We start from the raw sequence: 24,188 nt of genomic DNA, 5'->3' as shown, positions 1-24,188 counted from the left end.
ATGTCCCTGGAAAGCGGCATCATGACTGCACCCATCCCGACGCAAGCAACCGACAGTAACGATGTCATCATTCGCTTCGATCACATCGTAAAGCGCTTCGGTGGCGCACAGGCGCTTGCCGACGCATCGCTCACCATACGCCGCGGCACCGTCCACGGCCTCGTCGGACAGAATGGCGCCGGTAAGTCGACGCTGATCAAGCTGCTTGCAGGGCTGCATGTCGCAGACGAGGGCACGATTGAAATCGAAGGCAAAGCCTATGATCGGCTGACGCCGCATCTCAACGAAGAGCTCGGCATCCATTTCATCCATCAGGACAGGCTGCTGGTGCCGACATTCACCGTCGGCGAGGCCTTGTTCCTCGGCCGCGAGACGCGGCTTGCGAAAACTCCCTTCCTCGATCGCCGGGCGATGCAAAAGCGTGCGAGCGAGCTCCTTGCCAACTATTTCGGGATCAATCTGCCGAAGAATGCCCTTATCGGCGAGCTCTCGACCGCCGAAAGGCAGATCGTCCAGATCACCCGAGCACTGCTCCATCAGCCGAAAGTTCTCGTCTTCGATGAGCCGACCGCAGCCCTGGTGCGGCGCGAGGCCGAGATTCTCTTTCGCCTGATCCGCCGACTGCGCGACGAAGGCGTAACCATCATCTACATCTCGCATTACCTCAACGAGATCGAAGAACTCTGCGATCACGTCACCGTGCTGCGCAACGGTCGGGATGTGGCCTCGCTGCCGATTGGCGAAACCTCGGCCAAGGCGATCGCCAGCCTGATGATCGAGCGTGACATCGCCGAAATGTTCCCCAAGCGCCAGGTCGACCTCGGCGAAACGATCCTGAACATCCGGGGGCTTTCAGCGCCCAACCGGTTTGACGATGTCAGTTTCAGCCTACGGCGTGGCGAGGTGCTCGGCATCACCGGTCTGCTCGGCTCCGGCGCCAAAGACCTGATCCGCACGCTCTTCGGTCTGGAACAGGCCGCAAGCGGCGGGATTGAAATAGAAGGTCGAGCAGCACAGCCGCGCAGCCCGGCAAAGGCCGTCGACCGTCGGCTTGCACTTGTTCCCGAGGATCGACGCGGACATGGCGTCGGCCTCGATCTTAGCGTGACCGAAAATGTCACGCTCCCGAGTCTTGCCCGTTACAGCCGTTTCGGTTTCCTCAATCGCAGGCGTGAGCGCTCCGATACCGAGGACCTGATCAAGCGGCTGCAGATCAAGACGGCCGGGCGCGATGCGCTGGTCCGCACACTCTCGGGCGGCAATCAGCAGAAGGTGGCGATCGCCAAGTGGCTGAGCCGCCAGTCGGAAATCTACCTGCTGGATGAACCGACCGTCGGCGTCGATATCGGCTCGAAGGTCGAGATCTATGCGCTGATCGGCGAACTTGCGGCGCGTGGCGCCGGCGTCATCGTCCTCTCCTCCGACCTGCCGGAGCTCGTCGGCATCACGGACCGGATCCTGGTGTTCTTCCGCGGTCGGCTGATCCGAGAGCTAGACTCCTCCAAAACCACAACGGATGAAGTGCTGTCGATCTCGACCGGCGCTTCGGAAGGATTGCGCCATGTCGGTTGACGTTCACTTCGCGCCCCATCCCGCCGTTTCCTCCGACCCCGTGCCGCAAGCCAAGGGCGCAGCAGCCGTCGCGGTGCTCCGCTTCGGCTCGCTGCTTGCTTTCGCGACCATCCTCGTCGTGTTCTCGTTGACGGCGCCCTACTTCCTGTCGGTCGGCAATATCGGCAATGTTCTCGGCCAGTCCGCCATTTCGGGCGTGCTGGCGATCGGCTTGACCGTAGTGCTGATCGCGGGGGGGTCGAATGTCGTCACCGGCGGCATCGACCTGTCGCTGGCCGCCAATATGGGCCTGAGTGCTGCAGTCTATGCGACTTTGATCCAGCTCGGCTATGGCGACGCAACAGCGGTGGCTGCGGCCTTGCTGACCGGGCTTGCGATCGGCGCGGTCAACGCTGTCGCCGTCGTGCTCGCGGGCATCGTCCCGCTGCTAGCAACGCTCGCAGTGATGAATATCGTCGCCGGTCTCGAACTCGTCCTAACGCAGAATACCGTCGTGCCCGCCTCGACCGATTTTCTGACAGTGGTCTCGGCTTCCGACAGTTTCGGCATTCCCATTCTCGCCTATGTGCTGATCGGGTTTACAGCAATTGCCACCGCGATAGTGCAATATACGCCAGTCGGTCTGAGGCTTTATGCCGTCGGCGAATTTCAGGATGCCGCGCGCGCCGCTGGCCTGCCGCTCAAGCGGCTGCTTGCCGGGGCCTTCATTGCCAGCGGGTTCTGCGGTGGTTTTGCCGGCATTCTCTCGGTTTCCTATCTCAGCGGCAGCACGACCGGTTCGGGCGAAGCGCTGCTGCCCGTCGTCGTTATCGCATTGCTCGGCTCGGTCTTTTCGCGTCGGCTGGTGCCCACTGTTCCGGGAACACTGATATCGGCGCTATTCATCGGCTTCCTCACCAACGGCTTCCAGCTCCTGAACCTGCCGAGCACGCTCGTCAGCGGCGTGCAGGGGCTTCTCATTCTGATCGTCGTGTCGGCCACGACATTGCTGCGCAAGCGGGAGATCTGACATGACCGCCTCGACTTCAGCCGGTCGCTCGCTCGCCGGCCTCGCACGCTTTGGCCTGATCGTGGCGCTCATCGTGGTTTTCTCCGTCTTCTCGATCCTGGCGCCAACCTTCTTCACTCCCGGCAACCTGCAGAGCATTCTCGTCAACAATTTCACGCTGCTCGCCATCGTCTCGATCGCCATGACCTTCGCCGTCTCCGCGGGCGGCATCGATCTGTCGGTCGGCACGGCCGTCGATTTTGCAAGCTTCGCCTTCGTCTCCCTCGTTCTGGCGGGCCAGCCGGTGCCGCTCGCGCTGCTCGCCGGCCTTGCAGCCGGCGCACTGGTCGGCGCGTTCAATGCTGTTCTTGTGTCCGTGATCGGCGTTGCACCATTTCTGGCGACACTCGGCACCTTGTTTATAGGTCGTAGCATCCAGCAATTGCTGACCAATGGCGGAAATCCGGTCTATCTGCCGCCCTCGGGCGTGCCGGACGCCTTCCGCTTCGTCGGTCACGGCACGATCGCCAGTGTGCCCGTTCCGCTGGTGATCGCCGCGGTCGTCATTGCCGGTGCAGCAGCCGTGTTTGCCTGGACGCGTTTCGGGCGGGTGGTGGTCTCGATCGGTATTCAGCCAAGCGTCGTGCGCTATTCCGGCATCGGGCTTGGCGTCCCTGTGGCCGCCACCTTCATTCTCGCCGGGCTGATTGCCGCCGTTGCCGGCCTTATCCTGACGGCGACCGTGACCGTCTACATCCCCTCCTCCGGCAATGCGTTCCTGCTGAACGCCATCGGCGCCACCTTCATCGGCACGACGCTGTCGCCGCTCGGTCGGCCCAATGTGCTTGGCACCGTTCTCGGCGTCCTGCTCCTCAGCATCGTCGCCAACGGCCTGCTGCTGACGGGCCTGAACTTTTACTGGCAGCAGGTCGGTACCGGCACGCTCATCTTTGCCGTGCTCGCCTTCAGCTTCATCAACAGAAAAACCGTCGGCACCTGAACCGCACCTCGCCGACCGATGCAGGAAGAATAAAATGACCCGTGAAATCAGGCTCAACGCCTTCGATATGAATTGCGTCGGACACCAGTCGCCAGGGCTTTGGCGGCATCCGCGCGACAAGTCCTGGACCTATAAGGACCTCGACTACTGGGTGCATCTGGCAAAGACGCTGGAGCGCGGCAAGTTCGACGGTCTCTTCATCGCCGATGTGCTCGGTGTCTATGACGTCCTGAACGGCAACGTCGATGCAGCACTTCGCCATTCGGCGCAGGTGCCGGTCAACGATCCGCTGCAACTCATACCGACCATGGCCTATGAGACCGAGCATCTCGGCTTCGGCCTGACGGCTTCGCTTTCCTTTGATCACCCCTATACATTCGCCCGGCGGATCTCGACGCTCGACCACCTGACCAAGGGCCGCGTCGGCTGGAACATCGTCACGTCTTATCTCAACAGCGGCGCGCTTAATATCGGCCAGCCGGCACAGACCAACCATGACGACCGCTATGATCTCGCCGACGAATATCTCGAGGTCTGCTACAAGCTCTGGGAAGGAAGCTGGGAGGACGATGCTGTCGTGCGCGACCGCGAAAGCGGCATCTTTACCCATCCGGAAAAGGTCCATCCGATCAACCATTCGGGAAAGTATTTTAACGTTCCCGGCATTCACCTGAGCGAGCCCTCACCGCAGCGCACGCCCGTTCTCTATCAGGCTGGCGCCTCCAGCCGCGGCAAGGATTTTGCCGGCGCGCATGCCGAATGCATCTTCGTGGCTGCGCCCTCCAAGACGGTTCTGAAGCGCTATGTCGCCAATGTCCGCCAGGCCGCCGAGCGGCTGGGGCGTAACCCGCGCGAAATCCTCGCCTTCAACCTGCAGACCGTCGTGCTTGGGGAGACGGATGCCGAGGCACAGCGCAAATTCAACGAATATCGCGAGTACGCCTCCTTCGAAGGCGCCCTGACGCTGATATCGGGCTGGACGGGCATCGACTTCGGCCAGTTCGGCCCGGACGAGGTATTGCGCCATCGTTATACCAATGCCGTGCAATCGGCTGTCGAAACCTTCACCACCATCGATCCGGACAAGGAATGGACGGTGCGCGAAATGGCCGATTGGGTCGGCGTCGGCGGTTTCGGCCCGGTCTTCGTTGGCTCGCCATCGACAGTCGCCGATCTGATGCAGGAATGGGCCGAGGATACAGATGTTGATGGCTTCAATCTGGCCTATGCGGTGACGCCCGAAAGCTTCGAGGACACTGTCGACCTACTGGTGCCAGAGTTGCAGAAGCGCGGCGTCTACAAGACCGAATACCGTCAGGGTACGCTGCGCGAAAAACTCGGTGGTGCGGGGCCGCGGCTGGTTGCGCCGCATCCGGGAGCGGCCTATCGCAACCTGGGCATCGAAGCTCCGCGGCTCGCCGTCGGCGGCCGCTGAAAAATAATGGCTGGGTGACAAAAAATATCTCGCCTAGTCATCCTGTTCGAATTTAATTCCTGTCACACTTACGGTTTCAGCTCGAATATAGATCATTGAATTTTTAAGGGATCAGGAGGGGGCATGACTATTGCGGATATCTATCGGCGTGGCCTGCTGAAGGGCACGGCGCTGCTGCTCGCAACGACGGCGCTGTCGCGTATTGCGCTGGCGCAGGATGTGCCGGCCGGCGGGCGTCTGATCGTTGCAGCCGACTCCGAGCCGAAGAACCTCAATCCTGCCATCGTCGCCTCGAACGGCGTTTTCTTCATTTCAAGCAAGGTGATCGAACCGTTGGCGGAAGCTTCCTATGAAGGTTCGGACGGTCTCGCACCGCGTCTTGCAACGTCATGGGAAGGCTCGCCGGACGGGCTCTCCGTGACCTTCAAGCTGCGCGAAAACGCCACTTGGCACGACGGCAAGCCGTTCACCTCGGCCGACGTTGCCTTCTCGGCGCTTAACGTGTGGAAACCGCTTCAGAATCTCGGGCGTTTGGTCTTTGCCAATCTGCAGGCTGTCGATACGCCCAACGATCATACGGCGATCTTCCGCTTCTCGAAGCCGACGCCGTTCCAGCTCATCCGCAATGCGCTTCCGGCTGTCACCAGCGTCGTTCCCAAGCATATTTTCGAAGGCACCGATATCGCCACCAATCCGGCCAACAATGCACTCGTTGGCACCGGACCTTTCAAATTCGCCGAATACAAGCCTGGCGAATATTACCGGCTGACACGCAACGAAAATTACTGGCAGAAGGGCGAGCCGAAGCTCAACGAAATCGTCTACCGCGTGCTGCCGGACCGTGAATTGGCCGGGGCCGCGCTCGAAGCAGAAGAGATCCATCTCGCTGCCTTCTCGGCCGTGCCGCTTGCCGATCTCGACCGCATCTCCAAGGTCGATGGCATCAAGGTGATTTCCAAGGGCTATGAGGCGCTAACCTATCAGCTTGTCATCGAGATCAATCATCGCCGCAAGGAGCTGTCAGATCTCAGAGTTCGTCAGGCGATTGCCCATGCGATCGACAAGAAGTTTGTCGTCGATACGATCTTTCTCGGCTATGCGACAGAATCCACCGGCCCCGTTCCGAAGAATTCGAAAGAATTCTACACCGCCGATGTCGCCAACTACAATTTCGACGTGAAGGCGGCAAACGAGCTGCTGGACCAGGGCGGCTATACCAAAGGCGCTGACGGCAATCGGTTCCAACTCAAGCTGCGCCCTGCACCCTATTTCAACGAGACACGCCAGTTCGGCGATTATCTGCGCCAGGCGCTTGCTGCCGTCGGTATCGATGCCGTCATCGTCAATGCCGATGCGGCCGCCCACCAGAAGGCCGTCTATACCGACCACGACTTCGACATCGCCGTCGGCCCGCCGGTCTTCCGCGGTGATCCGGCAATTTCCACGACGATCCTCGTGCAGTCCGGAACACCTGACGGCGTGCCCTTCTCCAACCAGGGCGGTTATGTCAGCGCCGAGCTCGACAAGATCATCAAGCAGGCGTCCGAGACCGTTGATACGGCCGCACGCACCGACCTCTATTACAAGTTCCAGCAGCTTGTGGTGGCCGAGCTGCCATTGATCAACGTCGCCGAATGGGGCTTCATCACGGTCGCCCGAGACACCGTGCTGAATGTGTCCGACAATCCGCGCTGGGCGGTTTCGAACTGGGGCGATACCGCGCTGCAATCGTGATAGGGTCGAAGGCGCAATTGCTGCAGGGGCCTCGTCCGGCGTGAAACGTGCACTTCTCCTCCTGAGACGCAGGATCATCAGCAGCATTCCGGTGCTGATGATCGTCGTGATCTTCAGCTTCTTCCTGCTGGAATCCGCCTCCGGCGATGCGGTCGATGCCTATCTTGGTTCGATCGGCGGTGGTGACGCCGCCCTTATAAAGTCGCTGCGGCAGAGCTACGGCCTCGATCAATCGGTCTTTGCCCGCCTCTGGCTCTATCTGTCGTCGCTTGCCCGCCTCGATCTCGGCTGGTCGGTGGCCTTCAACCGGCCGGTGCGGGATCTGATTGTCGAGCGGCTGCCGAACACGCTGCTTTTGATGGGAAGTGCCACGGCACTTTCCTTCGGGCTTGGTTCGACACTCGGCATTCTGGCTGGCGCAAGGCCCGGCAGCCTGCGGGATCGCTTCCTCTCGATCGGCTCGCTTGTCATCTACGCCATTCCGAGCTTCTGGCTGGGATTGGTGCTCAGCATCTTCTTTTCGGTCAAGCTACGCTGGCTGCCGATTGCTGGCATCGAAACCATCGCCTCGGGCAAGACAGGCCTCGCGCGTGCGCTCGATATCGCGGAGCACCTAGCCCTCCCGGTTGGCGCACTTGCCTTCATCTATCTCGCGCTGTTCCTGCGCGTCATGCGCTCCGGTATGGAAGAAGCTTGGAAGCTCGATTTCGTGCTCTTTGCCCGGGCCAAAGGCCTGTCGCGCAGCCGTATCGTGCTTCGCCATGTGGCACGCAATGCGCTTCTGCCGCTTGTTACCATGCTCGGCCTGCAATCCGCGGCTATGCTCGGCGGCAGTGTGGTGATCGAGAGCGTCTTTGCCATTCCGGGCTTCGGCCGACTGGCCCAGGAAGCCGTCAACGGTCGTGACGCGCCATTGCTGATGGGCATTATCCTTTCCAGCGCTGTTCTCGTCATCTGCGTTAATTTCATTGTCGATCTGGTCTATGCGACGCTCGATCCGCGCATTGGCGCATCCGGGGGCCGGGCATGACACTGCTGCGCCGTCTCTCTCAAACTCCGGAAGGTGCGATCGGGCTTGCAATCCTTTCAGCTTTGCTCGTCGCCGGTCTATTGGCGCCGATCATCTCGCCAGGAGATCCACTACGAATTGCCGGCCGGGCGCTCCTTACGCCGTTCACCAATCCGAGCCTGCCGCTCGGCACCGATAGATTGGGGCGCGACGTGCTCGCTGGCCTGCTCTACGGCGCGCGCACCTCGCTCGCCGTCGGTATCGCTGCTGCTCTGTCCGCCATGGTGCTTGGGCTTTTTGTCGGCATGGCTGCCGGTTTTGCCGGTGGTGTCATCGATGAAGCACTGATGCGCGTCGTCGATGCGTTCCAGATCGTTCCGGGCTTCCTACTGGCGCTCGCCTTTGTCAGCATCATCGGCGTCTCGACGCCGGTCATCGTCTTCGCCATTGCGCTCGGGACCTGGGCCGATCCTGCGCGGCTGACGCGCGCGCAAGTGCTGTCCATCCGCGAACGGGATTATGTGGCTGCCGCACACGTGATCGGCATGCACCCGGCTGAGATCGCCTTCAAGGAAATCCTGCCGAATGCGCTGCCTCCGGTTCTGGCCCTGTCCGCCACTATTGTCGCAGGCGCGATCCTCACTGAAGCCGCCCTTTCCTTCCTCGGTCTCGGCAATCCCAATCTCGCCACCTGGGGATCAATGATCGCCGAAGGCCGCAGCGTGCTGCGCTCGGCCGCCTATCTCTCGGTGATGCCCGGTCTGGCGCTGGCAATAACGGTGCTCGGCGTTCATCTCTTTAGCGAGGGCCTGAGCAAGGCGCTTGGCAATGAGGAGGGATTGCGATGAGTGATTTCTTCGGCAGCGTGAGAGGGCTTTCCGTCCATTACGAGCGCGATGCGGCTCTGGAATCCATCGACCTCGATGTCCTCAAAGGTGAAAGGCTGGCCCTCATCGGCGAAAGCGGTTCCGGCAAAAGCACATTTGCCCGAGCGCTTGCCGGACTTCTGCCGAAGAGCGCCAGGATCAGAGGCGACATAACATGGCCGGCGCTTGGTCATGCACCGCTTCCCGGCCGCGATTTCGGTTTCGTCTTTCAGGACCCCGGCACCAGCCTCAATCCGGTGCTGACAATCGGCGAGCAGGTCGCCGAAGTTGCCCGACAGCACCTGGGCTTGGACTGGCGGCGAGCCTATGCCCGTGCCGAAGAGCTTCTCGATCGGGTGCGCATAGCACAGCCCGCGAGCGCCATGCGCGCCTTTCCGCATCAGCTTTCCGGCGGCCAAAGGCAGCGTGTGGCAATTGCGGCTGCGATTGCGGCCAAGCCAACCTTGCTGATCGCCGATGAGGCGACCAGCGCGCTCGACGTCGTTGTTCAGGCCGAGATCGTCAACCTTCTTGATGGGCTGGTGCGCGAAGAAGGTATGACCCTGCTCTTCATCACCCATGATATCGCACTTGCCTCCGGTTTCGCCGATCGAATCGCCGTCTTCCGGATCGGAGAACTGGTCGAGGCCGGCCCTATCAGATCGGTCCTGTCATCGCCGGCCGATGGCTATACCGCGGCCCTCATCGCAAGCCATCGCGATCTGTCCACGCCGCCCTTGATTGCCGAGGCAGCGTCATGAGCGGGCTTCTGACTGTTGAGGCTCTATCCAAGGCCTATTCCTCCACCGGCCGACAGGTTGCCGCTCTCGACCATGTTTCACTGACGATTGCAGCCGGCGAAACCCTGGGCTTGGTTGGAGCGTCGGGCAGTGGAAAATCGACTCTGTCGCGCGTACTGTTACGCTTGCTGGAGCCCGATTCCGGTTCGATCCGCTTCGAAAGGCAAGATTGGTTCGCGCTTCGCGGCGCCGAGCTGCGGCGCAGGCGTGCGCGCATGCAAATGGTGTTTCAGGACCCGCTCGGCGCCTTCAATCCGCTTGCATCCGTCAGCTCCGTTCTCGACGACCCGCTGCGGATCCATGCCATTGCGAACAGGAAACAGCGGCCGGCCGAAATCGCTACCCTGCTGGAGCGCGTTGGTCTGCCCTCGGCCTTTGCCTCCCGCCCTGTTCGCACACTCTCGGGCGGACAGCGCCAGCGCGTCGCCATCGCCCGCGCCATCGCAACGCGACCGTCACTGCTGGTGCTCGATGAAGCCGTTTCCGCACTCGACGTGACCGTTCGCGGCCGTATTCTCGAATTGCTGGTCGAGTTGCAGCGCGAGCGTGGCCTTGCCTATCTCTTCATATCCCATGACCTCGCGGTGGTGCGCGCGGTTTCGCATCGTATCGCGGTCATGGATGCGGGCCGAATCGTTGAGGAGGGACCGGCAGCGGATATCGTCAATGCCCCGCGATCCGATGCAGCGCGCCGGCTCGTCGCGGCTGTGCCGCGCCTTGTAACCGAACCCGTTTGAAGGAGTTTCCCATGACCGAAGTCGCCTGGAACCCGTTCTATGGTGCGCCGGTCTATCCGGCCGAACGTTACACCGCCCTTGCCGGTCGTATCGGCACGATCCTGAAGACGGACAACGACGTTTTGCTGGTGCAGGCCGAGGCGGTGGTTGCCCTCGAAGCCGTTGCGACCAGCCTTGCCAGACCTGGCTTTTCCGCGCTGAACGTCGTCACCAGCGCCTACGGCGGCTGGTTTGGACAATGGCTGCGACGCGGCGGTGCCGACGTCATCGATATCGTCGCTCAGCCCGGCCTGCCTATCGAGGCCGGAGCAATCGCCGTCGCGCTGGATGCCTATCCCGATGTCAGCGTACTGGCACTCGTCCACGCGGAATCGGCAAGCGGTATACTCAATCCATTGCCGGAGATCGTCGCTCTCGCAAAGGCGCGAGGCATTGTGACGATAGTTGATGCCGTTGCTTCCGTCGGCGGCCATGCGCTCGATGTCGACGCGTTGGGCATCGATATCGCCGTGATCGGCCCACAGAAAGCACTCGGCGGGCCGGCCGGCGTTTCCGCGCTGTCAGTCAGCCAGCATGCCTGGGAACTAGCCCTCCATGACGGTGCGCCGCGTGATTCCATCCTGTCGCTGGCCGACCTGAAGGCTTGGGTGGATGCCGGCTGCGGCGCGTTACCGGGAACGCCGGCACCGCTGGAATTCTTTGCACTGGAAGCGGCCCTCGACCGGGTCGAGGCGGAAGGCCTCGGGCAGGTCGTCGCCCGCCATGAGAGAGCAGCTTCGGCGAGCCGGGCCGGACTTGCAGCACTGGGCGCCAACCTTTGGGTGCCGGCCGAACAGGCATCGAACCTCGTGACAACGGTCTCCTTACCGTCAGGAATTAAACCCACCTCTGTGGTTGGTTTTGCGGCGGGGTTGGGCGTCGAACTGACGCCCGGTGTCGGGACAGGCTCGTCGCACCTCATGCGTATCAACCACACAGGGGCACGGGCAACCTTCCAGACGGTGCTCGCACATGTCGTGGCCTATGGTGCTGCGCTTCGGCAGGCCGGCTTCCCGGCGAATATCGGCGCCGCATCGGAAGCTGTCGCGAAGATTTATAGCAGCTGATCGCTCAGTACCAGGAATTCGGCGTCGGCTGCCAGAAGAAGAATTCTTCCTCCCGCAGGCTACGCAGACGGCTTTCGGAATCCTCTTCCGTCGCGCGGGCAGATGTTTCGAACACCGGTTGATCACGGTCTCGGAAAAGCTTCGCAAAGAAAGTTTTGAATGCCGCAAACATACGTCACCTCCTGGAAAACCGAGCCACGATTTTCGCACGGATCGCTGAGCCAGGAAACATTGTCTACAAAATTAGTATTCTAATTTGCGCAATTGTGCCGCATGCCGATGCCGCCGGAAGACTGGCTCACGAAAAAGGCTTTGTTCGGCAAAAGAGGAGCCGCGGCGGGGAGATCGAGTCCAATCTGCCACCGCCCCTTGAGAATCGGGCCTTTCCGATGCACGAAGAGGCCGAGACGAATAGGTCGAGGATGATGGAATGACCGATACAGGCGGACTTCGGATAGAGTTTGAAGGCCATTCGCCCCTGCTGAAGTGGCACCGGCTGCGCCGGCGTATGGCCGACCCGCTGTTTTCGGCCGAGGTGATGGCCGAAGGCTTCAAGGCCGGCGCTTCGATGGAGCTCGACCTGCGGGTGCGCGCCGATGGTGGTTTCGTCGTGCTGCATGATAAGGAGCTGGAAGGCGAGACGACCGGGCGCGGTCTCATTGCCCAAAAGAGCCTTGCGGATCTGCGCGACCTGCGCATGAAGGACGGCAATCGTCCGCTCCTCTACAGCGAGGATCTGGCAGCCATGCTGCAATCGGCCCATCCGGACGCGCTGCTGCAGTTCGATATGAAGGACGATTACGAGGCGATCGGCGAAAAGGGCATCGCCCATCTTGCAGAACACCTGCAGCAGATTTCCGCCTCCGTCATCGTCAGCGCTGGAAGTCCGGAGCTGATCCTGGCCGTCAAGGAGAAGCTGCCGCATCTGCGCCGCGGCATCGACCCCACCAACAAGCTCGGCGATATCGCCAAAGCCGAAGGCTGGAAAGCGGTCGAAAGGGAACTGCTTGCAGATATGCGCGGCCCGACGGAGCCAGAAACAATCTACCTTTACTGGCCGATGTTGCTCGATGCGGCGAAGGCCGGCCTCGACATGATCGCGCTCTGCCACGGCGAGGCCAAGCTGGTCGATGCCTGGACCTTCACACTGAAAGATCCCGACGGCGGCTTCAGCAATGCGGAGTGGACGAACTTCTCGGCACTGGTCGCTTTGAAGCCGGATCAGATCACCACGGACGAAGCCCTGGCGACCGAGCTGGCGTGGCTGAAGCGCATGGCGGGCTGATCAGCCCGCCAGACCTTCGAATTCGACGAGGAAGGCGAATTCTTCTGCCAGTCCAGGCGAATGGGCGATAACAGGACCGCCATCCTCCAGCAGCGTATCGACAGGTGGAATGGCGACCTTCGCACCGGCCTCCGAGGCGATCAGCGCGCCAGCCAGCATATCCCAGGCATTCAAGTGCCGTTCGTAGAAGAGGTCGGAAACACCTTCCGCCACGCGCACGAGATCGACTGCGGCTGCACCCATGCGGCGATAATCCATGCCGCGCTCGTAGAGCCGCTTGGAGAGCGCCGCATAGTCGTCAAAGCTCGTCTTGCGCGAATGGCCGAGCACGACGATCGCATTGGCAGGATCGGTCGTCGGAGCAGCGTGGATCGGCTGGCTCTCCTTGAAGGCGCCACGGCCGCGGATCGCGGAGAAAACCTGGTCGTTGGCCGCATCATAGACCACGCCGATCTCTACCTTGCCACCAACGACGAAAGCAATAGAGACGCCCCAGTGACGGAAGCCTCTGATATAATTTGTCGTGCCGTCGATCGGATCGACGACCCAGGTGCCGGCGGAGCCGGACTCGCCGCCGGTTTCCTCGCCCATGAATGTATCGTCTGGAAAGCGCACCAGCAGCCCTTCGCGGATCGACTGTTCTGCCTGCCTGTCTGCGACGGTAACGAAATCCTGCAATCCCTTGTTTTCGACATGCAGCGTGCCTGGGTGTCCTTCACGCCTGAAGCGCGCAGCCTCGCGTCCAACCTTGCGGGCCACGTCGATTGCGACCTCCGCCCGCGCGGTTAGAGCAGAGGCATCGAATGCGGAATTCATCAAGCAGTCCTTCTTTTAATCAGCGTCACGGGGGTAAATTCGACGCGGGCGGTCATATCCGGTTCGGACATGCGGGTCATCAGCAGATCGACCGTTTGTTCGGCCTGGAAATCGCAGGGCTGGCGGATGGTCGTAAGGTCATAGGCCGACCAGCTGGCCTGCGGAATGTCATCATGGCCGATGATGCGTAGCGGCGGCTCATCGTCGCGGCCAAGCCCCTTCATGATGCGGTCGATCACGCCGCAGGCCATGTAGTCGTTGGCGCAGAACAGACCGTCGATACCGAGCGAAACAAGATCGGCGGCCGCGTCGTGGCCGCTCTTATAGTCGTTGATTTTCAGTTCGATCATGCGCGGCTCGAGGCCGAGTTGCCGACAGGCCGTCACGAAGGCTTCACCGCGCCGCCTTGCCGTATAGGAGATAGCGGGCGCCGCCATGACCGCCGGCGCGCTGACGCCGCTTTCGATCAAATGCGTGGCAGCGAGATGGCCTGCCATGCGATCATCGGAAATGATGCGGTCGACGAAGGGAATATCGTCGCCCTTGTTGATCAGCACGATCGGCACACCTTCGGCTGCGCATTGCTCGCAGATCTCCGTCGGCGGCGCGTCCGATGTGACGATGACGCCGGAGACGGCATAGTGCAGAAGCTGGCCGATGACGGTCGAGGTGTCCGCCTCCTTCGAGGTCGGCAACAGGATCGGGCGAAAATTGCGGGCGATCAGCACCCGCGCCAGATGCTCGATCTGCAGCGTGCGGAACGGGTTATCGAGGCCGGCGGCGACAAGGCCGACGAGATCGGAACGCTTGTTGGTGAGGCTGCGAGCCAGATAGTTCACCCGGTAGCCCAGATCCTTGGCCGCCTGATAGACCTTCTCGCGCGTCTTCGGCGAAACACTGGCATCCGGGGTGAAAGCGCGCGAAACGGCAGCGCGCGAGACGCCCGCCACACGTGCCACGTCGAAGGACGTGACCTTCCTCGGTCCCTTGTTATCCTTGTCTGCCATGCTTCTCATCCCTGGCGGCCGGGCGCATCAGATCGGGCAGGTCCGTACAGATGCCGAGTACCGGAAGCTTCATGATGTCGGACAAAATGGCCGGCCGTTCCTCGTGCCACAGCACGATTTCACGGCTTTCGCCGAAGGCTCGCCGCATCAGCTCTTCTGTGACCAGATCCTGCGGGCGCTCGCCGGCCCTTTCCCAGCAAAGGTGCAGGATATCGGCGCCGGCTTCATCGCCAGCTGCGTGCGGATCGTGGCCAACACGGACCAGTACCGAGAGCGGGTAATCGCAGCCCGCATCGCGAAGCTCACGCACTTGCGCGGTATCGAAAGAGCCGAGGCAGGCAAAGCGCTGGTTTTTCTCAATAAGATGCTTCCAGCACCGAAGCCCCGTGCCCGGCGCCTTGAGCTCGATATAGAGGCCTGTATTGGTCCGCCGTCCAAGGGCTGCGACCGCCTCGAAGGTCGGAACGTTGACGCCTTCGAGAGCAGCAAGCTCGGCCGCCGTCATCTCGGAAATTCGGCGGTCGATACCGAAGACGCGTTCGAGATGATCGTCGTGGGAAACGACAACCACACCATCTTTGGTGAGTTGCGTGTCGAGCTCCCACATTTCCGCGCCGAGTTCGGCAGCGCGCTGGAAGGCTTCGAGGGTATTCTCCCGCTCATGCCCACTTGCACCGCGATGGCCGATGCAGAAAGGCAGATATCCCTTGTTCGAGGGCCAATCATAACGTTCGAAGAAAGACGAGAAGTCACGCATCGCTCAGAGCCTCCGGCCTTCTTCATCGAAGACGAACACGCCTCGGCTGTCGATCGCCCACTTCACCTCGTCGCCGACGGTGATGTCATTGCGGACCGGCTGAATGGACCGCAGCAGCGAGCCGCCGGCAAGCTGCACGTCGTAAAGGTTCTCGCGGCCCTGCGTTTCGGCAAAGGTGACCTTGCCGGGAACGGCGATGTCGCCGGCCGGATTGAAATGTTCGGGACGCACACCGAGCGTCAGCTTGGCACCCTCGGCGGCCTGGACCGATACCGGCACGCGGATCTCGCTTTCCGGCATGGCAAAAGCGCCGTCCTTCATCACGCCACGCAGGAAGGTGATCGGCGGATTACCAAGGAAGCCGGCGACGAAGGCAGTGCGCGGGTCGCTATACATCCCGGCCGGCGTCGCGATCTGCACGATCTCGCCTTCCTTCATGATGGCGATGCGGTCGCACATGCTCATCGCTTCCACCTGATCATGGGTGACGAGGATGGCGGTGATGCCCGTTTCGCGCTGAATGCGGCGAATTTCCGAACGCATCTCAAGCCGAAGCTTGGCATCGAGATTGGCAAGCGGCTCGTCGAGCAGCAGGACGTCCGGCTTGCGGATGAGCGCACGGGCAAGGGCCACGCGCTGCTGCTGGCCGCCGGAAAGCTGGGCTGGCCGGCGCTCCATCAGATTGCCGATCTGCACGAGGCCGGAAATGCGCTCGACCTCCTTGCGGATATCGGCCGCATTGACGCCCTTCACCTTCAGCGGAAAGCCGATGTTCTCTGCAACCGTCATATGCGGATAGAGCGCATAGGACTGAAAGACGACGCCGACATTGCGCATCTGGCTCGGCAGGTCGGTGACGTCCCGGTCGCCAAAGAGAATACGGCCACCGGTCGGGCGATGGATGCCGCAGATGGCAAACAGCGTTGTGGACTTGCCGCAGCCCGAGGGCCCGAGAAGCGCCAGCATCTCGCCGCTGCCGACTTCGAGATTCATGTTCTCGATGACCTTGGTGGAGCCGAAGCTCTTCGAAAAATTGTCGAGGAGGATACGCATCAGCCTTTGCTCCCGCCGCCATAGATGTTCATGAGATATTTGTGGAAGAGTGCGTAGGCGATCAGAACCGGGATGACGTAGAAGAGGCCTACCGCCTTGAACATGTTGAAATCATAATTGTTATCGTCGGCGAGGAAGCCGGCGAGATAGACCGAGAGCACCTGCACCTGATTGCCGGGCGCCAGCACCTGCGGCAGGATGAATTCGCCCCAGCCGGACAGGAACGAGAAGAGGCCGAGCGCCATGATGCCGGGTCCGACCTGCGGCAGCACGAGGCTGCGCCAGACCCGGAACCGCGAAGCGCCGTCGACGACGCCGGCCATTTCGATTTCCCAGGGCACCGTGTCGTAGAAACCCTTCATCAACCAGATACCGAGCGGCAGATCGATCGCCGCTTTCACCAGGATCACGCCGATCAAGGAATTGTAGAGGCCGATCATCTGCAGCACGATGAAGATGGCGATGATCAGCGTTACCGACGGGAAGGCGTGGAGCACCATGACACCGGCAAGGAAGAAGCCGCGCGCAGGTACATTGAGCCGCGAGAGCACATAGCCTGCCATCGACGAGACGATGACGACCACGCTCGTCGTGGAGCTGGCGAAAAGCAGCGTGTTGAGCGTCACGATCCAGATGTTCGGCTTGCCTTCGGTCGTCTGCCACAGGAAGCGCCAGTGCTGGAGGGTGAAGCTGGAGGGTATGAGCGAGCCGGCCGCCTTCACCGTTACCGTGTCGATGAAGAAATAGGCGTACATCAAAAGCAGCGGCAGGCTGACGACGGCGAGCGCGGCAATGACCGGCCAACTGCTGAAATTCGCGGAAGGTTGCGCTTTTTCGGCCATGGGTCAGTCCTCGATCAGCGGCTTGGAGACAAGCGTGCCGTAGTTGAAGATGCGCAGATAGATCAGAGACAGTGTCACGCCGATGACCACAAGCACGAGGGCCATGGCCGCGCCGAGACCGTATTCCAGGTTGCCGGCGTAGTTGTTGAGCGCCGTATGGTAGGCGGCAAGCGCCCAGATTTCGGTCGCCCTGCCGGGTCCGCCGTTCGTCGAAAGCAGGATTTCGTTGAAGGAGGCGAGCAGCGAGAGCGTCTGGTAGCAGGTGACGAAGAGGATCGGCCAGCGCATCTGCGGCAGGATGATGTAGCGGATCTGCTGCCAGCGCGACGCGCCGTCAACCTCGCTCGCATAGAACTGGCTCTTCGGAATAGCCTTCATTGCCGACGAGAAAACCAGCATGCCCATGGAGGCGCCGATGAAGCCATTGATCATGACAACGAAGACCCAGGCATTATAGGCATTGTCGAGCAGGTAATTCTTCGGCGGATAACCGAAATTGCCCATCAGCGTGGAAATGAAGCCGGTATCCCAGGCAAGCCATTTCCAGAGCATGACATAGATGACGACCGGCGTGATGCGCGGCAGCAGCCAGACACCCCGGAAAAAGGAAGCCGGTGCCGCCGGCATGTAATGCGTCCAGATGGCAAGCAGCAGCGCATAGCCGACATTGAAGATGACCAGCACCAGCGCGACGTAAAGCACTGTATTCAGCAGCACGCGGGCCATATCCGGCGAGGAGGCCATGCGCGAGAAATTATCCGATGTCCATACCCAACCGGTATAGGTGGCCTTGGCGACCTGTTCCTTCTGGTCAGGCGTCAGCTTGAAGCCGAGCGTATCGAGGGCGGAGAAAAGCTCGTCCTTGCTGTTGAAGCGGGCGTTGACGACCGAGCGGTTGAACTGGTCGGAAATTTGTTTGACCTCGCGCGTCGAGGGGCGCTCGTTCAGCTCCTTGATCATGCGCTCGATTTCGCGGCGTGATGGGAAGAACTCGTTCATATGCTTTTCGCGCAGTTCCGAGACGATGGCTGACGAGAGGCTCAGGTCTTCGACGGCCTTCAGGCCAGCTTCGTCGATCGTGTAGCGCGGCTCGCCCAGCTGATCGGCGATATCGGGCATGGTCGATTTGAGCGTGATCAGCGAATTCGGCGCGACCTGGTAGACGCCGCCGGAAATGCCGGTCGCCGTCGTCATGTTCGTCATCGAGAAGACGGCGGTCAGAACGACCGGTAGCAGGAAGAACAGAAGGATCATGATCGCTGCAGGTGTGATCATCACCAGCCCAAGCGTTCTGGACGATTTCATGGAAGTCCCCTCATGGACGACGCTCCGGAAGGCGGTGTTTAGCCACCGCCTCCCGGCAGAGTGCGTCGATCTTAGCGGATGACGATCTTGTCGCCGAGCGTGCTCTTCAGCTCGCTCTCGGCATCATTGACGGCGGCGTCGACAGTCTTGGCGCCGGTCCAGGATGCTTCAAGGTTCTTCCACATGATGTTCCAGTAGGTGCCGAAATCGGAATTGTTCGGCATCGCGTTGGCGTGGGGCAGCAGTCGCTCCGTCGCCTCGCGAGCCCAGCGATTGGCGGCGTAGAAATCAACGGCTGATTCGGACTTGGAGACACCGAGATGCGCCGACTTGATAGCGTGCAGCGCATTGGTGCGCGGCTCCGAAGCGATCGTGATCAGCTGGGCTGCGATCTGCGTGTCCTCGTCGCTATGACCCGATGTCAGCAGGTAAACGAGAGGGTGCGTCAGCGTGTTGGCCTTGCCGCCTTCGCCAGCCGGAATCAGCGTGAAGGCGATGTTGCCGAAGAAGTCTTTCAGGCCTTCCTGGTTGACCATGCGGGCATAGTGCCAGGTGCCGGCGTCCCAGATGCCGGCCTTGCCGCTGGAGACTTCCTTCCACCACTGGTCGCCCGGCATGCCGATGTGGTTCTTCTTGGTGACGCCGGAAGCAACGGCATCAGCAAAGAACTGGTACGTGCGCTTCATCGCAGCCTTGTCGAAAACGAGCTTGCCGTTCTCCTCCATGGCGCCGCCGAAGGAAGTGTAAAACTGCCAGTAATCAGGACCGTTGCTGGTGCGCGGATAGAAGCCGTAGCCGGGCTGTACGAGGCCCTTGTCCTGCATCTTCTTGGCGTCTTCGAGCAAGTTCTTCATCGTGTACTTGCCGTCCTGGACGTTCTGCGGCAGCGCGTCGAGGTCAGCATCGCTGTAGCCGATCGCCTTCATGTGCGGCTTCCAGAACAGCATCGGGCGGGATTCTGCATCCTGCGGGATGCCGTAGACCGAGCCATTGTAGGAGGCGATCTGCATCAGGTTTTCGTAGATGTCGTTAAGCGGCCAGGAGTCGAGGTCGACATAATCCTCCACAGGAACGATGAGGCCGGCCTGCGACCAGGGAGCGATGTCTTCATGGCCGCTGACGACGATATTCGGAGCCTTCTTGGCTTCGGCGGCAAGCGTCAGCGCCTGCTTGAAATCATCCCAACCGGAGTAAGGGGTCTTTTCAACAATGATCTTCAGATCTTCGCCCTTCAAAGCAGCTTCGCGCTGAAGCTGCTGAGCGGCGATCTCAATGGCATCGAGGCGATAAACGTCGTTCGGGCCGGTACCACCAGCCCAGACGCTGATGTGAACATCCTTGGCAAGCGCAAATGCAGAGGTCGAGGCCAGGATTGCGGCCGCAACGGTAAGGGATTTCAGTGTCGGCAAAATGGTCATCTTCTTCGTCTCCCTAGAAGAGCAGTGTGAGGCCTCTTGACGGGTCATCACTGGTGTTGATGGCCGTTCTGATAGCCCCACGAAAACGTGGCGTATCCCGCTCTAGGGGGCGAACGTAACGGCCGAATGACAAAATTGAGCACGTGTGCAAAATTATTATGACGATGTTCTCGACGTGGTCAATCGCTGATGGAAAGGCCAGTTCAGCTGCCGGTGGAAATTGATATCAAAGGACGCAACGACGCCGGTCATTGACCGCGACACGGACCCTGCGTCCACATTCAAGCTCTTGCCTACCTTTTCTCAATCGGCTAGTAATCTCGCCGGAGCTGTTCAACAACGGAGGCGTGCAATGACAGATATTTCTTCGTCCCACGCCTCTTTGGCATAGCCTTCGAAGCTCCCAACCCTTGCCCCTATTCGGGGTCTTTCAAGCTTCACCATCCAAAGATGGCACCCGTTTCGCACGCAGCGCCTGGCAGCGATAACGACTGCGCCTGATCTTGCTGCGCACATTCAGCTTGAAAGAAGGGCGGTCCAGAATTCTGGCCGCATTTGATCATGAACAATCAACACGCCGGCGAGAGCCTGGCGACATCCGTGAGCGAGCTCTGCTCGCGCTTCAGCTTTAGAGAAATTCTCGTCGCAACCATCATTGCCCGGTGGAGACGTCGTCGCGTCGTGAACAGCGTCGAAGCTTTCCCACCATGGCTGCGCCGTGATCTTGCTCTGTTCGATGAGTAAGTCCCACACTTTGCAAACCTTACCAGCGTTCAGCTGGCGGGTGATCCTCTTTCAGATCATCCCGCCGGCTTGCGGCCGGCAATCCGGGTGGCCTTTCGAAGCACCCGAAATCGTCTCTGTAAACCAAGCGATTGAATTTTCTGAAATTGAGATATTAAGTTGAACGCGTGAATCCCCATGCCGCTTCGCGGTCCCTTGTCGGCTGTTCATCCAGAAGTATCCATCCCATGAGCCTCGAATCCGTCCGCACCTTCTTCGCCGCCAACGCCCCCGACATTGCCATCATCGAAACCGCCGGCAGCTCTTCGACAGTCACCCTCGCCGCAGAAGCGCATGGCGTCGAGCCGGCGCAGATCGCCAAGACGATCTGCCTGCGCGTCGGTGATCGCATCATGCTGATCGTGGCGAGCGGCATGGCGCGTCTTGATAACAGGAAGTTCAAGGACACATTCGGCGGCAAGGGGCGCATGCTCGACGCGGAGGAAGTGCTGGCGGTGACGAGCCACCCAGTCGGTGGCGTCTGCCCCTTCGGCCTGCCGGCACCCTTGCCGATCTATTGCGACATGTCGCTGAAGCAGTTCGATGAGGTCGTTCCGGCCGCCGGCTCGACCAATTCCGCGGTGCGCATCCCCACCGAAAGACTGGCGGAAATCACCCGGGCCGAATGGGTCGACGTCTGCCAGTAGCGGCGCATAACTTCACAGCGCAGAAAGAATACCTATATTAGGTACCGACATGCCATTCAGCGCATGATAGGAGATGAACGAATGCCCACTGCCGTTTCGCGTTTTGCCAGGATCGCGGCGATTGCCGTTCTTGCGAGCGCTACCGTCTTTGCTTCGATCGGTGATGCCGATGCGCGCCGCGCCGGTGGATTCGGCGGATTCGGAAGCCGCGGCACGCGTACCTTCAGCGCGCCTCCGGTCACGCAGACTGCTCCTGCCCCGGTTGCGCCCATTGAGCGCTCGATGACGCCGCGCCCACAGACAACTACGCCCTATAACACACAACAACCCGGCTACGCCCAGCAGCGCCCCGGCTTCTTTGGCGGCTTCGGCCGTTCGATGATCGGCGGCCTGATTGCTGGCGGTCTGCTCGGTATGCTGCTCGGCCACGGTTTCGGCGGCGGGTTCGGTTTCCTCGGCATGCTCCTGCAGATCGCGCTGATCTTCGGAGCGATCACCCTTGCCATGCGCTTCTTCGCCAATCGCCGCCAGCCGTCCTACGGCGCAGGCGGCCAGAGCTATGGCGGACCGCAGTCCTATGGCATGTCGCCGGCCAATGGCGGTTCGTCCTTCCATATTCCGGCAATCGGTTCGGGCTCCAGCGGCCAACAGCAGCACAACGCACGGCCGAGCGATGAGATCGGCCTTGCCCAGGCCGATCTCGATCAGTTCGAGGAATTGCTGACCAAGATTCAGACCGCTTATGGCGCGGAGGATTACGGTGCGCTGCGCCGCCTGACGACGCCGGAAGCCATGTCCTACCTTGCTGAAGAACTCGGCGAGAACGCGACCAACGGCGTCCGCAACCAGGTTACCGACGTCAAGCTGCTACAGGGCGATATCGCCGAAGCCTGGCGCGACGACGGGCTGGAATATGCGACGCTTGCGATGCGCTACTCCTCGATCGACGCCATGGTCGAGCGCAACAGCGGTCGCCTCGTCTCGGGCGACGACCGCCGCCCGAGCGAAAGCACTGAGGTCTGGACCTTCGTGCGCAAGTCCGGCGCCGACTGGAAGCTTGCCGCCATCCAGGGCACCGGCCAGCGCGCTGCTTAATTAACCGAAACGGGTTTGGAGCGCATGCGGGACACCGTTTCGCGCTCCGCCCGCTTGCAGCGCATCGGCGGCAGGCCGCGGTCCATCAGATCCATATCCTCAAGCACCATGTCGCCCATCCTCTTGAAGGCGATATCGAGTGCACCGGCCCGATGGGCCGAGCGGATGAAGCCCTTGAGGTTCCGCACCGGATGGTCTGACGGCAACGGCTCCTGCGGATAGACATCGCTTGCCGCAACGATGTGGCCTGATGCGACGGCGGCCATCAGCGCGTCGAAATCCACGACATCAGCACGACTGAGCAGGATGAAGGCGGCACCCTTGCGCATGCTGGCAAACGCATCCACACCAAGAAAGCCCCTGTTCTCGCTGGTGACCGATGCGACGACGAAAACGAAATCACTCTGTGTCAGCACTTCGTTCAGGCTCGCGGGCTGCACGCCATTTTCCTCCAGGATCGAGCGTGGCATCCAGGGATCGAAAACCCTGATCCTGGCGCGAAAGCCCGACAGAACCCGCCGCAGCGCCTTGCCGAGATCGCCGAAACCGACAATGCCGATCTCGGAACCGGATATTAGCCGGGCGCTCGTATTGCCCTCACCGCCCCAGAGTTCATTGCCTTCCCGGAAAGCCACATCGGCATCGACGATGCCGCGGGCGAGGCTGAGCGCAAAGCCAAGACCGATCTCCGCCACCGGCTCGGCAAAGACCTGTCCGGTCGTCACCACATGAATGCCGCGCTGGAAGAGGATCTCGTAGGGCATGTTGTTGAGGAGATTACTCTCGACATTGAGGATCGAGCGGAGCTGCGGCATACGACCAAGCGTTTCCGCAGAAAGCGGTGGCTGGCCGATGATGTAGCGCGCCTTGCCGATGACATCATCGTCGAGGCCAGCGATGTTTTCGGGATCGGCCTCGACGATCTCATATTTGGCGTTGAGTTCGGCGCGCGCCTTATCGCTGAAGATCAGGTCGAGCGTACGCGGCTCCGGCGCGCTGATCGCCAGCGGCCTTTCGGTATTCGTCATGGGGTCCTCCTCGAGACGCGGCGGCACACCTCCGCAAGATGATTGATAATCCGGTTGAGCGCCTCTTGTGAAGCCGCCCTTCAAAAAGGCAATTGCCTATGATATAAGCAATTGAAATTCCTATTTATTTTCATGCTTTTCGTTGACGATAAAATCTCGCTGGACTAGCTTGGCGACGCGACTTGAAACCGTGCCTGAGGGGTCGGCGGCCGCAGGATCTAAAAGCTCGGAGGGAATTCCACAATGAAATCAATCTTCAAGAGCGGCGTCCTTACGCTCGCCACCGCAGCGCTCCCGGCAGTCGCCTATGCTCATACCGGCGTCGGTGAGACGGCCGGCCTTGTCCATGGTTTCAGCCATCCTATCTCCGGCCTCGATCACATCCTTGCCATGGTCATGGTCGGCGTTCTCGCCTTCCAGCTTGGCGGCCGCGCGCTCTGGGCCGTGCCCGCGACCTTCGTGCTCGTCATGGCCTTCGGTGGCGCGCTCGGCATTGCCGGTATCAATGTGCCTTTCGTCGAGACCGGCATTGCGCTTTCCGTCATCGTGCTCGGCGCTGTCGTCGCGCTGAACATCCGTGCCTCGACGGCAGTCGCGATGGCGATTGTCGGCCTGTTTGCAATCTTCCACGGCCACGCGCATGGCGCCGAGATGCCTGAAAATGCCGGCGACGCTGCCTATGCCGTAGGTTTCATGATCGCAACCGCCCTGCTGCATGCAGTCGGGCTCAGCATCGGCTTCCTCATCGCCCGCTTCGGCGAGCGTCAGGGCGCCTTTGTCGTGCGTTCCGCAGGCGGCCTTGCGGCAGTTGCCGGCGTCGGCATCCTGACCGGCCTGATCTGAGGCTCACGCCTCTCCGATAAATTTATATGGCATTTGGCGCCCGGCAGACACTTGTCTGTCGG

24 protein-coding genes are annotated in these 24,188 nt (G+C 61.0%); 15 read left to right on the top strand and 9 right to left on the bottom strand.

What is annotated here, in order from left to right:
* Nucleotides 1-21 precede the first annotated feature (21 nt).
* The 10 genes from ACR9ZQ_RS32430 to ACR9ZQ_RS32385 all read left to right on the top strand — a co-directional run bounded on the left by ACR9ZQ_RS32430 (nt 22) and on the right by ACR9ZQ_RS32385 (nt 11,247).
* Complete coding sequence (locus ACR9ZQ_RS32430) at nt 22-1,572, top strand: sugar ABC transporter ATP-binding protein (protein WP_481429701.1); 1,551 nt, start codon at nt 22-24, stop codon at nt 1,570-1,572.
* The gene (locus ACR9ZQ_RS32425; RefSeq protein WP_310381957.1) at nt 1,562-2,581 is read left to right on the top strand and encodes an ABC transporter permease; all 1,020 of its coding nucleotides are present in this window, start codon (nt 1,562-1,564) and stop codon (nt 2,579-2,581) included. Before ACR9ZQ_RS32430 ends, ACR9ZQ_RS32425 begins: the two co-directional genes overlap by 11 nt.
* Nucleotide 2,582: 1 nt before the next feature.
* Nucleotides 2,583-3,560 carry an ABC transporter permease gene (locus tag ACR9ZQ_RS32420; RefSeq protein WP_310381954.1) on the top strand — a complete coding sequence of 326 codons (978 nt, stop codon included), beginning with the start codon at nt 2,583-2,585 and terminating at the stop codon, nt 3,558-3,560.
* 34 nt (nt 3,561-3,594) lie between these two features.
* Entirely contained in the window at nt 3,595-4,995 is a 1,401-nt protein-coding gene (locus ACR9ZQ_RS32415; RefSeq protein WP_481429700.1) for an LLM class flavin-dependent oxidoreductase, read from the top strand.
* Between the two features lie 123 nt (nt 4,996-5,118).
* The gene (locus ACR9ZQ_RS32410; protein WP_481429699.1) at nt 5,119-6,729 is read left to right on the top strand and encodes an ABC transporter substrate-binding protein; all 1,611 of its coding nucleotides are present in this window, start codon (nt 5,119-5,121) and stop codon (nt 6,727-6,729) included.
* Nucleotides 6,730-6,769: 40 nt separating this feature from the next.
* Nucleotides 6,770-7,759 (top strand): ABC transporter permease, encoded by a 990-nt coding sequence (locus tag ACR9ZQ_RS32405; protein WP_310381948.1) that lies wholly within the window; start codon nt 6,770-6,772, stop codon nt 7,757-7,759.
* On the top strand, nt 7,756-8,586 hold the full coding sequence (locus tag ACR9ZQ_RS32400; protein WP_310381947.1) for an ABC transporter permease: 831 nt from the start codon (nt 7,756-7,758) through the stop codon (nt 8,584-8,586). The genes ACR9ZQ_RS32405 and ACR9ZQ_RS32400 overlap by 4 nt, the downstream gene beginning before the upstream one ends.
* Nucleotides 8,583-9,365 (top strand): ABC transporter ATP-binding protein, encoded by a 783-nt coding sequence (locus ACR9ZQ_RS32395; RefSeq protein ID WP_310381945.1) that lies wholly within the window; start codon nt 8,583-8,585, stop codon nt 9,363-9,365. Before ACR9ZQ_RS32400 ends, ACR9ZQ_RS32395 begins: the two co-directional genes overlap by 4 nt.
* Complete coding sequence (locus ACR9ZQ_RS32390; protein ID WP_310381943.1) at nt 9,362-10,141, top strand: ABC transporter ATP-binding protein; 780 nt, start codon at nt 9,362-9,364, stop codon at nt 10,139-10,141. Before ACR9ZQ_RS32395 ends, ACR9ZQ_RS32390 begins: the two co-directional genes overlap by 4 nt.
* Nucleotides 10,142-10,152: 11 nt before the next feature.
* Complete coding sequence (locus tag ACR9ZQ_RS32385) at nt 10,153-11,247, top strand: pyridoxal-phosphate-dependent aminotransferase family protein (protein WP_310381941.1); 1,095 nt, start codon at nt 10,153-10,155, stop codon at nt 11,245-11,247.
* Nucleotides 11,248-11,251: 4 nt separating this feature from the next.
* On the opposite strand, the gene ACR9ZQ_RS32380 is transcribed toward ACR9ZQ_RS32385, so the two are convergent.
* Nucleotides 11,252-11,419, bottom strand: coding sequence for a hypothetical protein (locus tag ACR9ZQ_RS32380; protein ID WP_310381939.1), 168 nt, complete (start codon nt 11,417-11,419; stop codon nt 11,252-11,254).
* A gap of 258 nt (nt 11,420-11,677) precedes the next feature.
* Here ACR9ZQ_RS32380 and ACR9ZQ_RS32375 point away from each other — a divergent pair, with 258 nt between their 5' ends.
* A complete protein-coding gene (locus tag ACR9ZQ_RS32375) occupies nt 11,678-12,532 on the top strand; it encodes a glycerophosphodiester phosphodiesterase (protein WP_310381937.1) in 855 nt (284 codons plus the stop codon).
* Here the strand turns inward: ACR9ZQ_RS32375 and ACR9ZQ_RS32370 are convergent, their stop codons facing one another.
* The 7 genes from ACR9ZQ_RS32370 to ACR9ZQ_RS32340 form a co-directional block, all read right to left on the bottom strand.
* Entirely contained in the window at nt 12,533-13,348 is an 816-nt protein-coding gene (locus tag ACR9ZQ_RS32370) for an inositol monophosphatase family protein (RefSeq protein WP_113319588.1), read from the bottom strand. It lies immediately after the preceding gene.
* Nucleotides 13,348-14,355, bottom strand: a complete 1,008-nt coding sequence (locus ACR9ZQ_RS32365; protein ID WP_310381934.1) for a LacI family DNA-binding transcriptional regulator — start codon at nt 14,353-14,355, stop codon at nt 13,348-13,350. The genes ACR9ZQ_RS32370 and ACR9ZQ_RS32365 overlap by 1 nt, the downstream gene beginning before the upstream one ends.
* Entirely contained in the window at nt 14,339-15,112 is a 774-nt protein-coding gene (locus tag ACR9ZQ_RS32360) for a glycerophosphodiester phosphodiesterase (protein WP_310381932.1), read from the bottom strand. The genes ACR9ZQ_RS32365 and ACR9ZQ_RS32360 overlap by 17 nt, the downstream gene beginning before the upstream one ends.
* A gap of 3 nt (nt 15,113-15,115) precedes the next feature.
* Complete coding sequence (locus ACR9ZQ_RS32355; protein WP_310381930.1) at nt 15,116-16,165, bottom strand: ABC transporter ATP-binding protein; 1,050 nt, start codon at nt 16,163-16,165, stop codon at nt 15,116-15,118.
* Nucleotides 16,165-17,007, bottom strand: coding sequence for a carbohydrate ABC transporter permease (locus ACR9ZQ_RS32350; RefSeq protein WP_113319592.1), 843 nt, complete (start codon nt 17,005-17,007; stop codon nt 16,165-16,167). The genes ACR9ZQ_RS32355 and ACR9ZQ_RS32350 overlap by 1 nt, the downstream gene beginning before the upstream one ends.
* Before the next feature lie 3 nt (nt 17,008-17,010).
* Nucleotides 17,011-18,312 carry an ABC transporter permease subunit gene (locus tag ACR9ZQ_RS32345; protein WP_481429698.1) on the bottom strand — a complete coding sequence of 434 codons (1,302 nt, stop codon included), beginning with the start codon at nt 18,310-18,312 and terminating at the stop codon, nt 17,011-17,013.
* A 71-nt stretch (nt 18,313-18,383) separates the two neighbouring features.
* Entirely contained in the window at nt 18,384-19,730 is a 1,347-nt protein-coding gene (locus ACR9ZQ_RS32340; RefSeq protein ID WP_481429697.1) for an extracellular solute-binding protein, read from the bottom strand.
* Between the two features lie 561 nt (nt 19,731-20,291).
* On the opposite strand from ACR9ZQ_RS32340, the gene ACR9ZQ_RS32335 reads away from it, so the two are divergent.
* The 3 genes from ACR9ZQ_RS32335 (at nt 20,292) to ACR9ZQ_RS32325 (ending at nt 22,255) form a co-directional block, all read left to right on the top strand.
* A complete protein-coding gene (locus ACR9ZQ_RS32335) occupies nt 20,292-20,474 on the top strand; it encodes a hypothetical protein (protein WP_113319595.1) in 183 nt (60 codons plus the stop codon).
* A 227-nt stretch (nt 20,475-20,701) separates the two neighbouring features.
* A complete protein-coding gene (locus ACR9ZQ_RS32330) occupies nt 20,702-21,160 on the top strand; it encodes a YbaK/EbsC family protein (RefSeq protein WP_439018183.1) in 459 nt (152 codons plus the stop codon).
* Between the two features lie 81 nt (nt 21,161-21,241).
* Nucleotides 21,242-22,255 carry a Tim44 domain-containing protein gene (locus tag ACR9ZQ_RS32325; protein WP_481429696.1) on the top strand — a complete coding sequence of 338 codons (1,014 nt, stop codon included), beginning with the start codon at nt 21,242-21,244 and terminating at the stop codon, nt 22,253-22,255.
* Here ACR9ZQ_RS32325 and ACR9ZQ_RS32320 read toward each other — a convergent pair.
* Nucleotides 22,252-23,283, bottom strand: coding sequence for a hydroxyacid dehydrogenase (locus tag ACR9ZQ_RS32320; RefSeq protein ID WP_481429695.1), 1,032 nt, complete (start codon nt 23,281-23,283; stop codon nt 22,252-22,254). The two genes, ACR9ZQ_RS32325 and ACR9ZQ_RS32320, sit on opposite strands and share 4 nt — an antisense overlap.
* Before the next feature lie 243 nt (nt 23,284-23,526).
* Between ACR9ZQ_RS32320 and ACR9ZQ_RS32315 the strand changes: the two genes are divergently transcribed.
* Entirely contained in the window at nt 23,527-24,126 is a 600-nt protein-coding gene (locus ACR9ZQ_RS32315) for a HupE/UreJ family protein (protein WP_481429694.1), read from the top strand.
* Nucleotides 24,127-24,188 lie beyond the last annotated feature (62 nt).

This window comes from Rhizobium sp. KNZ14-9A (assembly GCF_056755015.1).
The sequence above is the reverse complement of the archived record's forward strand: the minus strand, read 5'-3'. Positions and strand labels throughout refer to the sequence as shown.

What these genes read in the sequence shown, in the direction of transcription:
- ACR9ZQ_RS32430 (WP_481429701.1), top strand. Translation starts at nt 22, where the DNA reads ATGACTGCACCCATCCCGACGCAAGCAACCGACAGTAACGATGTCATC.
- ACR9ZQ_RS32425 (WP_310381957.1), top strand. Translation starts at nt 1,562, where the DNA reads ATGTCGGTTGACGTTCACTTCGCGCCCCATCCCGCCGTTTCCTCCGAC.
- ACR9ZQ_RS32420 (WP_310381954.1), top strand. Translation starts at nt 2,583, where the DNA reads ATGACCGCCTCGACTTCAGCCGGTCGCTCGCTCGCCGGCCTCGCACGC.
- ACR9ZQ_RS32415 (WP_481429700.1), top strand. Translation starts at nt 3,595, where the DNA reads ATGACCCGTGAAATCAGGCTCAACGCCTTCGATATGAATTGCGTCGGA.
- ACR9ZQ_RS32410 (WP_481429699.1), top strand. Translation starts at nt 5,119, where the DNA reads ATGACTATTGCGGATATCTATCGGCGTGGCCTGCTGAAGGGCACGGCG.
- ACR9ZQ_RS32400 (WP_310381947.1), top strand. Translation starts at nt 7,756, where the DNA reads ATGACACTGCTGCGCCGTCTCTCTCAAACTCCGGAAGGTGCGATCGGG.
- ACR9ZQ_RS32395 (WP_310381945.1), top strand. Translation starts at nt 8,583, where the DNA reads ATGAGTGATTTCTTCGGCAGCGTGAGAGGGCTTTCCGTCCATTACGAG.
- ACR9ZQ_RS32390 (WP_310381943.1), top strand. Translation starts at nt 9,362, where the DNA reads ATGAGCGGGCTTCTGACTGTTGAGGCTCTATCCAAGGCCTATTCCTCC.
- ACR9ZQ_RS32385 (WP_310381941.1), top strand. Translation starts at nt 10,153, where the DNA reads ATGACCGAAGTCGCCTGGAACCCGTTCTATGGTGCGCCGGTCTATCCG.
- ACR9ZQ_RS32380 (WP_310381939.1), bottom strand. Translation starts at nt 11,419, where the DNA reads ATGTTTGCGGCATTCAAAACTTTCTTTGCGAAGCTTTTCCGAGACCGT.
- ACR9ZQ_RS32375 (WP_310381937.1), top strand. Translation starts at nt 11,678, where the DNA reads ATGACCGATACAGGCGGACTTCGGATAGAGTTTGAAGGCCATTCGCCC.
- ACR9ZQ_RS32370 (WP_113319588.1), bottom strand. Translation starts at nt 13,348, where the DNA reads ATGAATTCCGCATTCGATGCCTCTGCTCTAACCGCGCGGGCGGAGGTC.
- ACR9ZQ_RS32365 (WP_310381934.1), bottom strand. Translation starts at nt 14,355, where the DNA reads ATGGCAGACAAGGATAACAAGGGACCGAGGAAGGTCACGTCCTTCGAC.
- ACR9ZQ_RS32360 (WP_310381932.1), bottom strand. Translation starts at nt 15,112, where the DNA reads ATGCGTGACTTCTCGTCTTTCTTCGAACGTTATGATTGGCCCTCGAAC.
- ACR9ZQ_RS32355 (WP_310381930.1), bottom strand. Translation starts at nt 16,165, where the DNA reads ATGCGTATCCTCCTCGACAATTTTTCGAAGAGCTTCGGCTCCACCAAG.
- ACR9ZQ_RS32350 (WP_113319592.1), bottom strand. Translation starts at nt 17,007, where the DNA reads ATGGCCGAAAAAGCGCAACCTTCCGCGAATTTCAGCAGTTGGCCGGTC.
- ACR9ZQ_RS32345 (WP_481429698.1), bottom strand. Translation starts at nt 18,312, where the DNA reads ATGAAATCGTCCAGAACGCTTGGGCTGGTGATGATCACACCTGCAGCG.
- ACR9ZQ_RS32340 (WP_481429697.1), bottom strand. Translation starts at nt 19,730, where the DNA reads ATGACCATTTTGCCGACACTGAAATCCCTTACCGTTGCGGCCGCAATC.
- ACR9ZQ_RS32335 (WP_113319595.1), top strand. Translation starts at nt 20,292, where the DNA reads ATGAACAATCAACACGCCGGCGAGAGCCTGGCGACATCCGTGAGCGAG.
- ACR9ZQ_RS32330 (WP_439018183.1), top strand. Translation starts at nt 20,702, where the DNA reads ATGAGCCTCGAATCCGTCCGCACCTTCTTCGCCGCCAACGCCCCCGAC.
- ACR9ZQ_RS32325 (WP_481429696.1), top strand. Translation starts at nt 21,242, where the DNA reads ATGCCCACTGCCGTTTCGCGTTTTGCCAGGATCGCGGCGATTGCCGTT.
- ACR9ZQ_RS32320 (WP_481429695.1), bottom strand. Translation starts at nt 23,283, where the DNA reads ATGACGAATACCGAAAGGCCGCTGGCGATCAGCGCGCCGGAGCCGCGT.
- ACR9ZQ_RS32315 (WP_481429694.1), top strand. Translation starts at nt 23,527, where the DNA reads ATGAAATCAATCTTCAAGAGCGGCGTCCTTACGCTCGCCACCGCAGCG.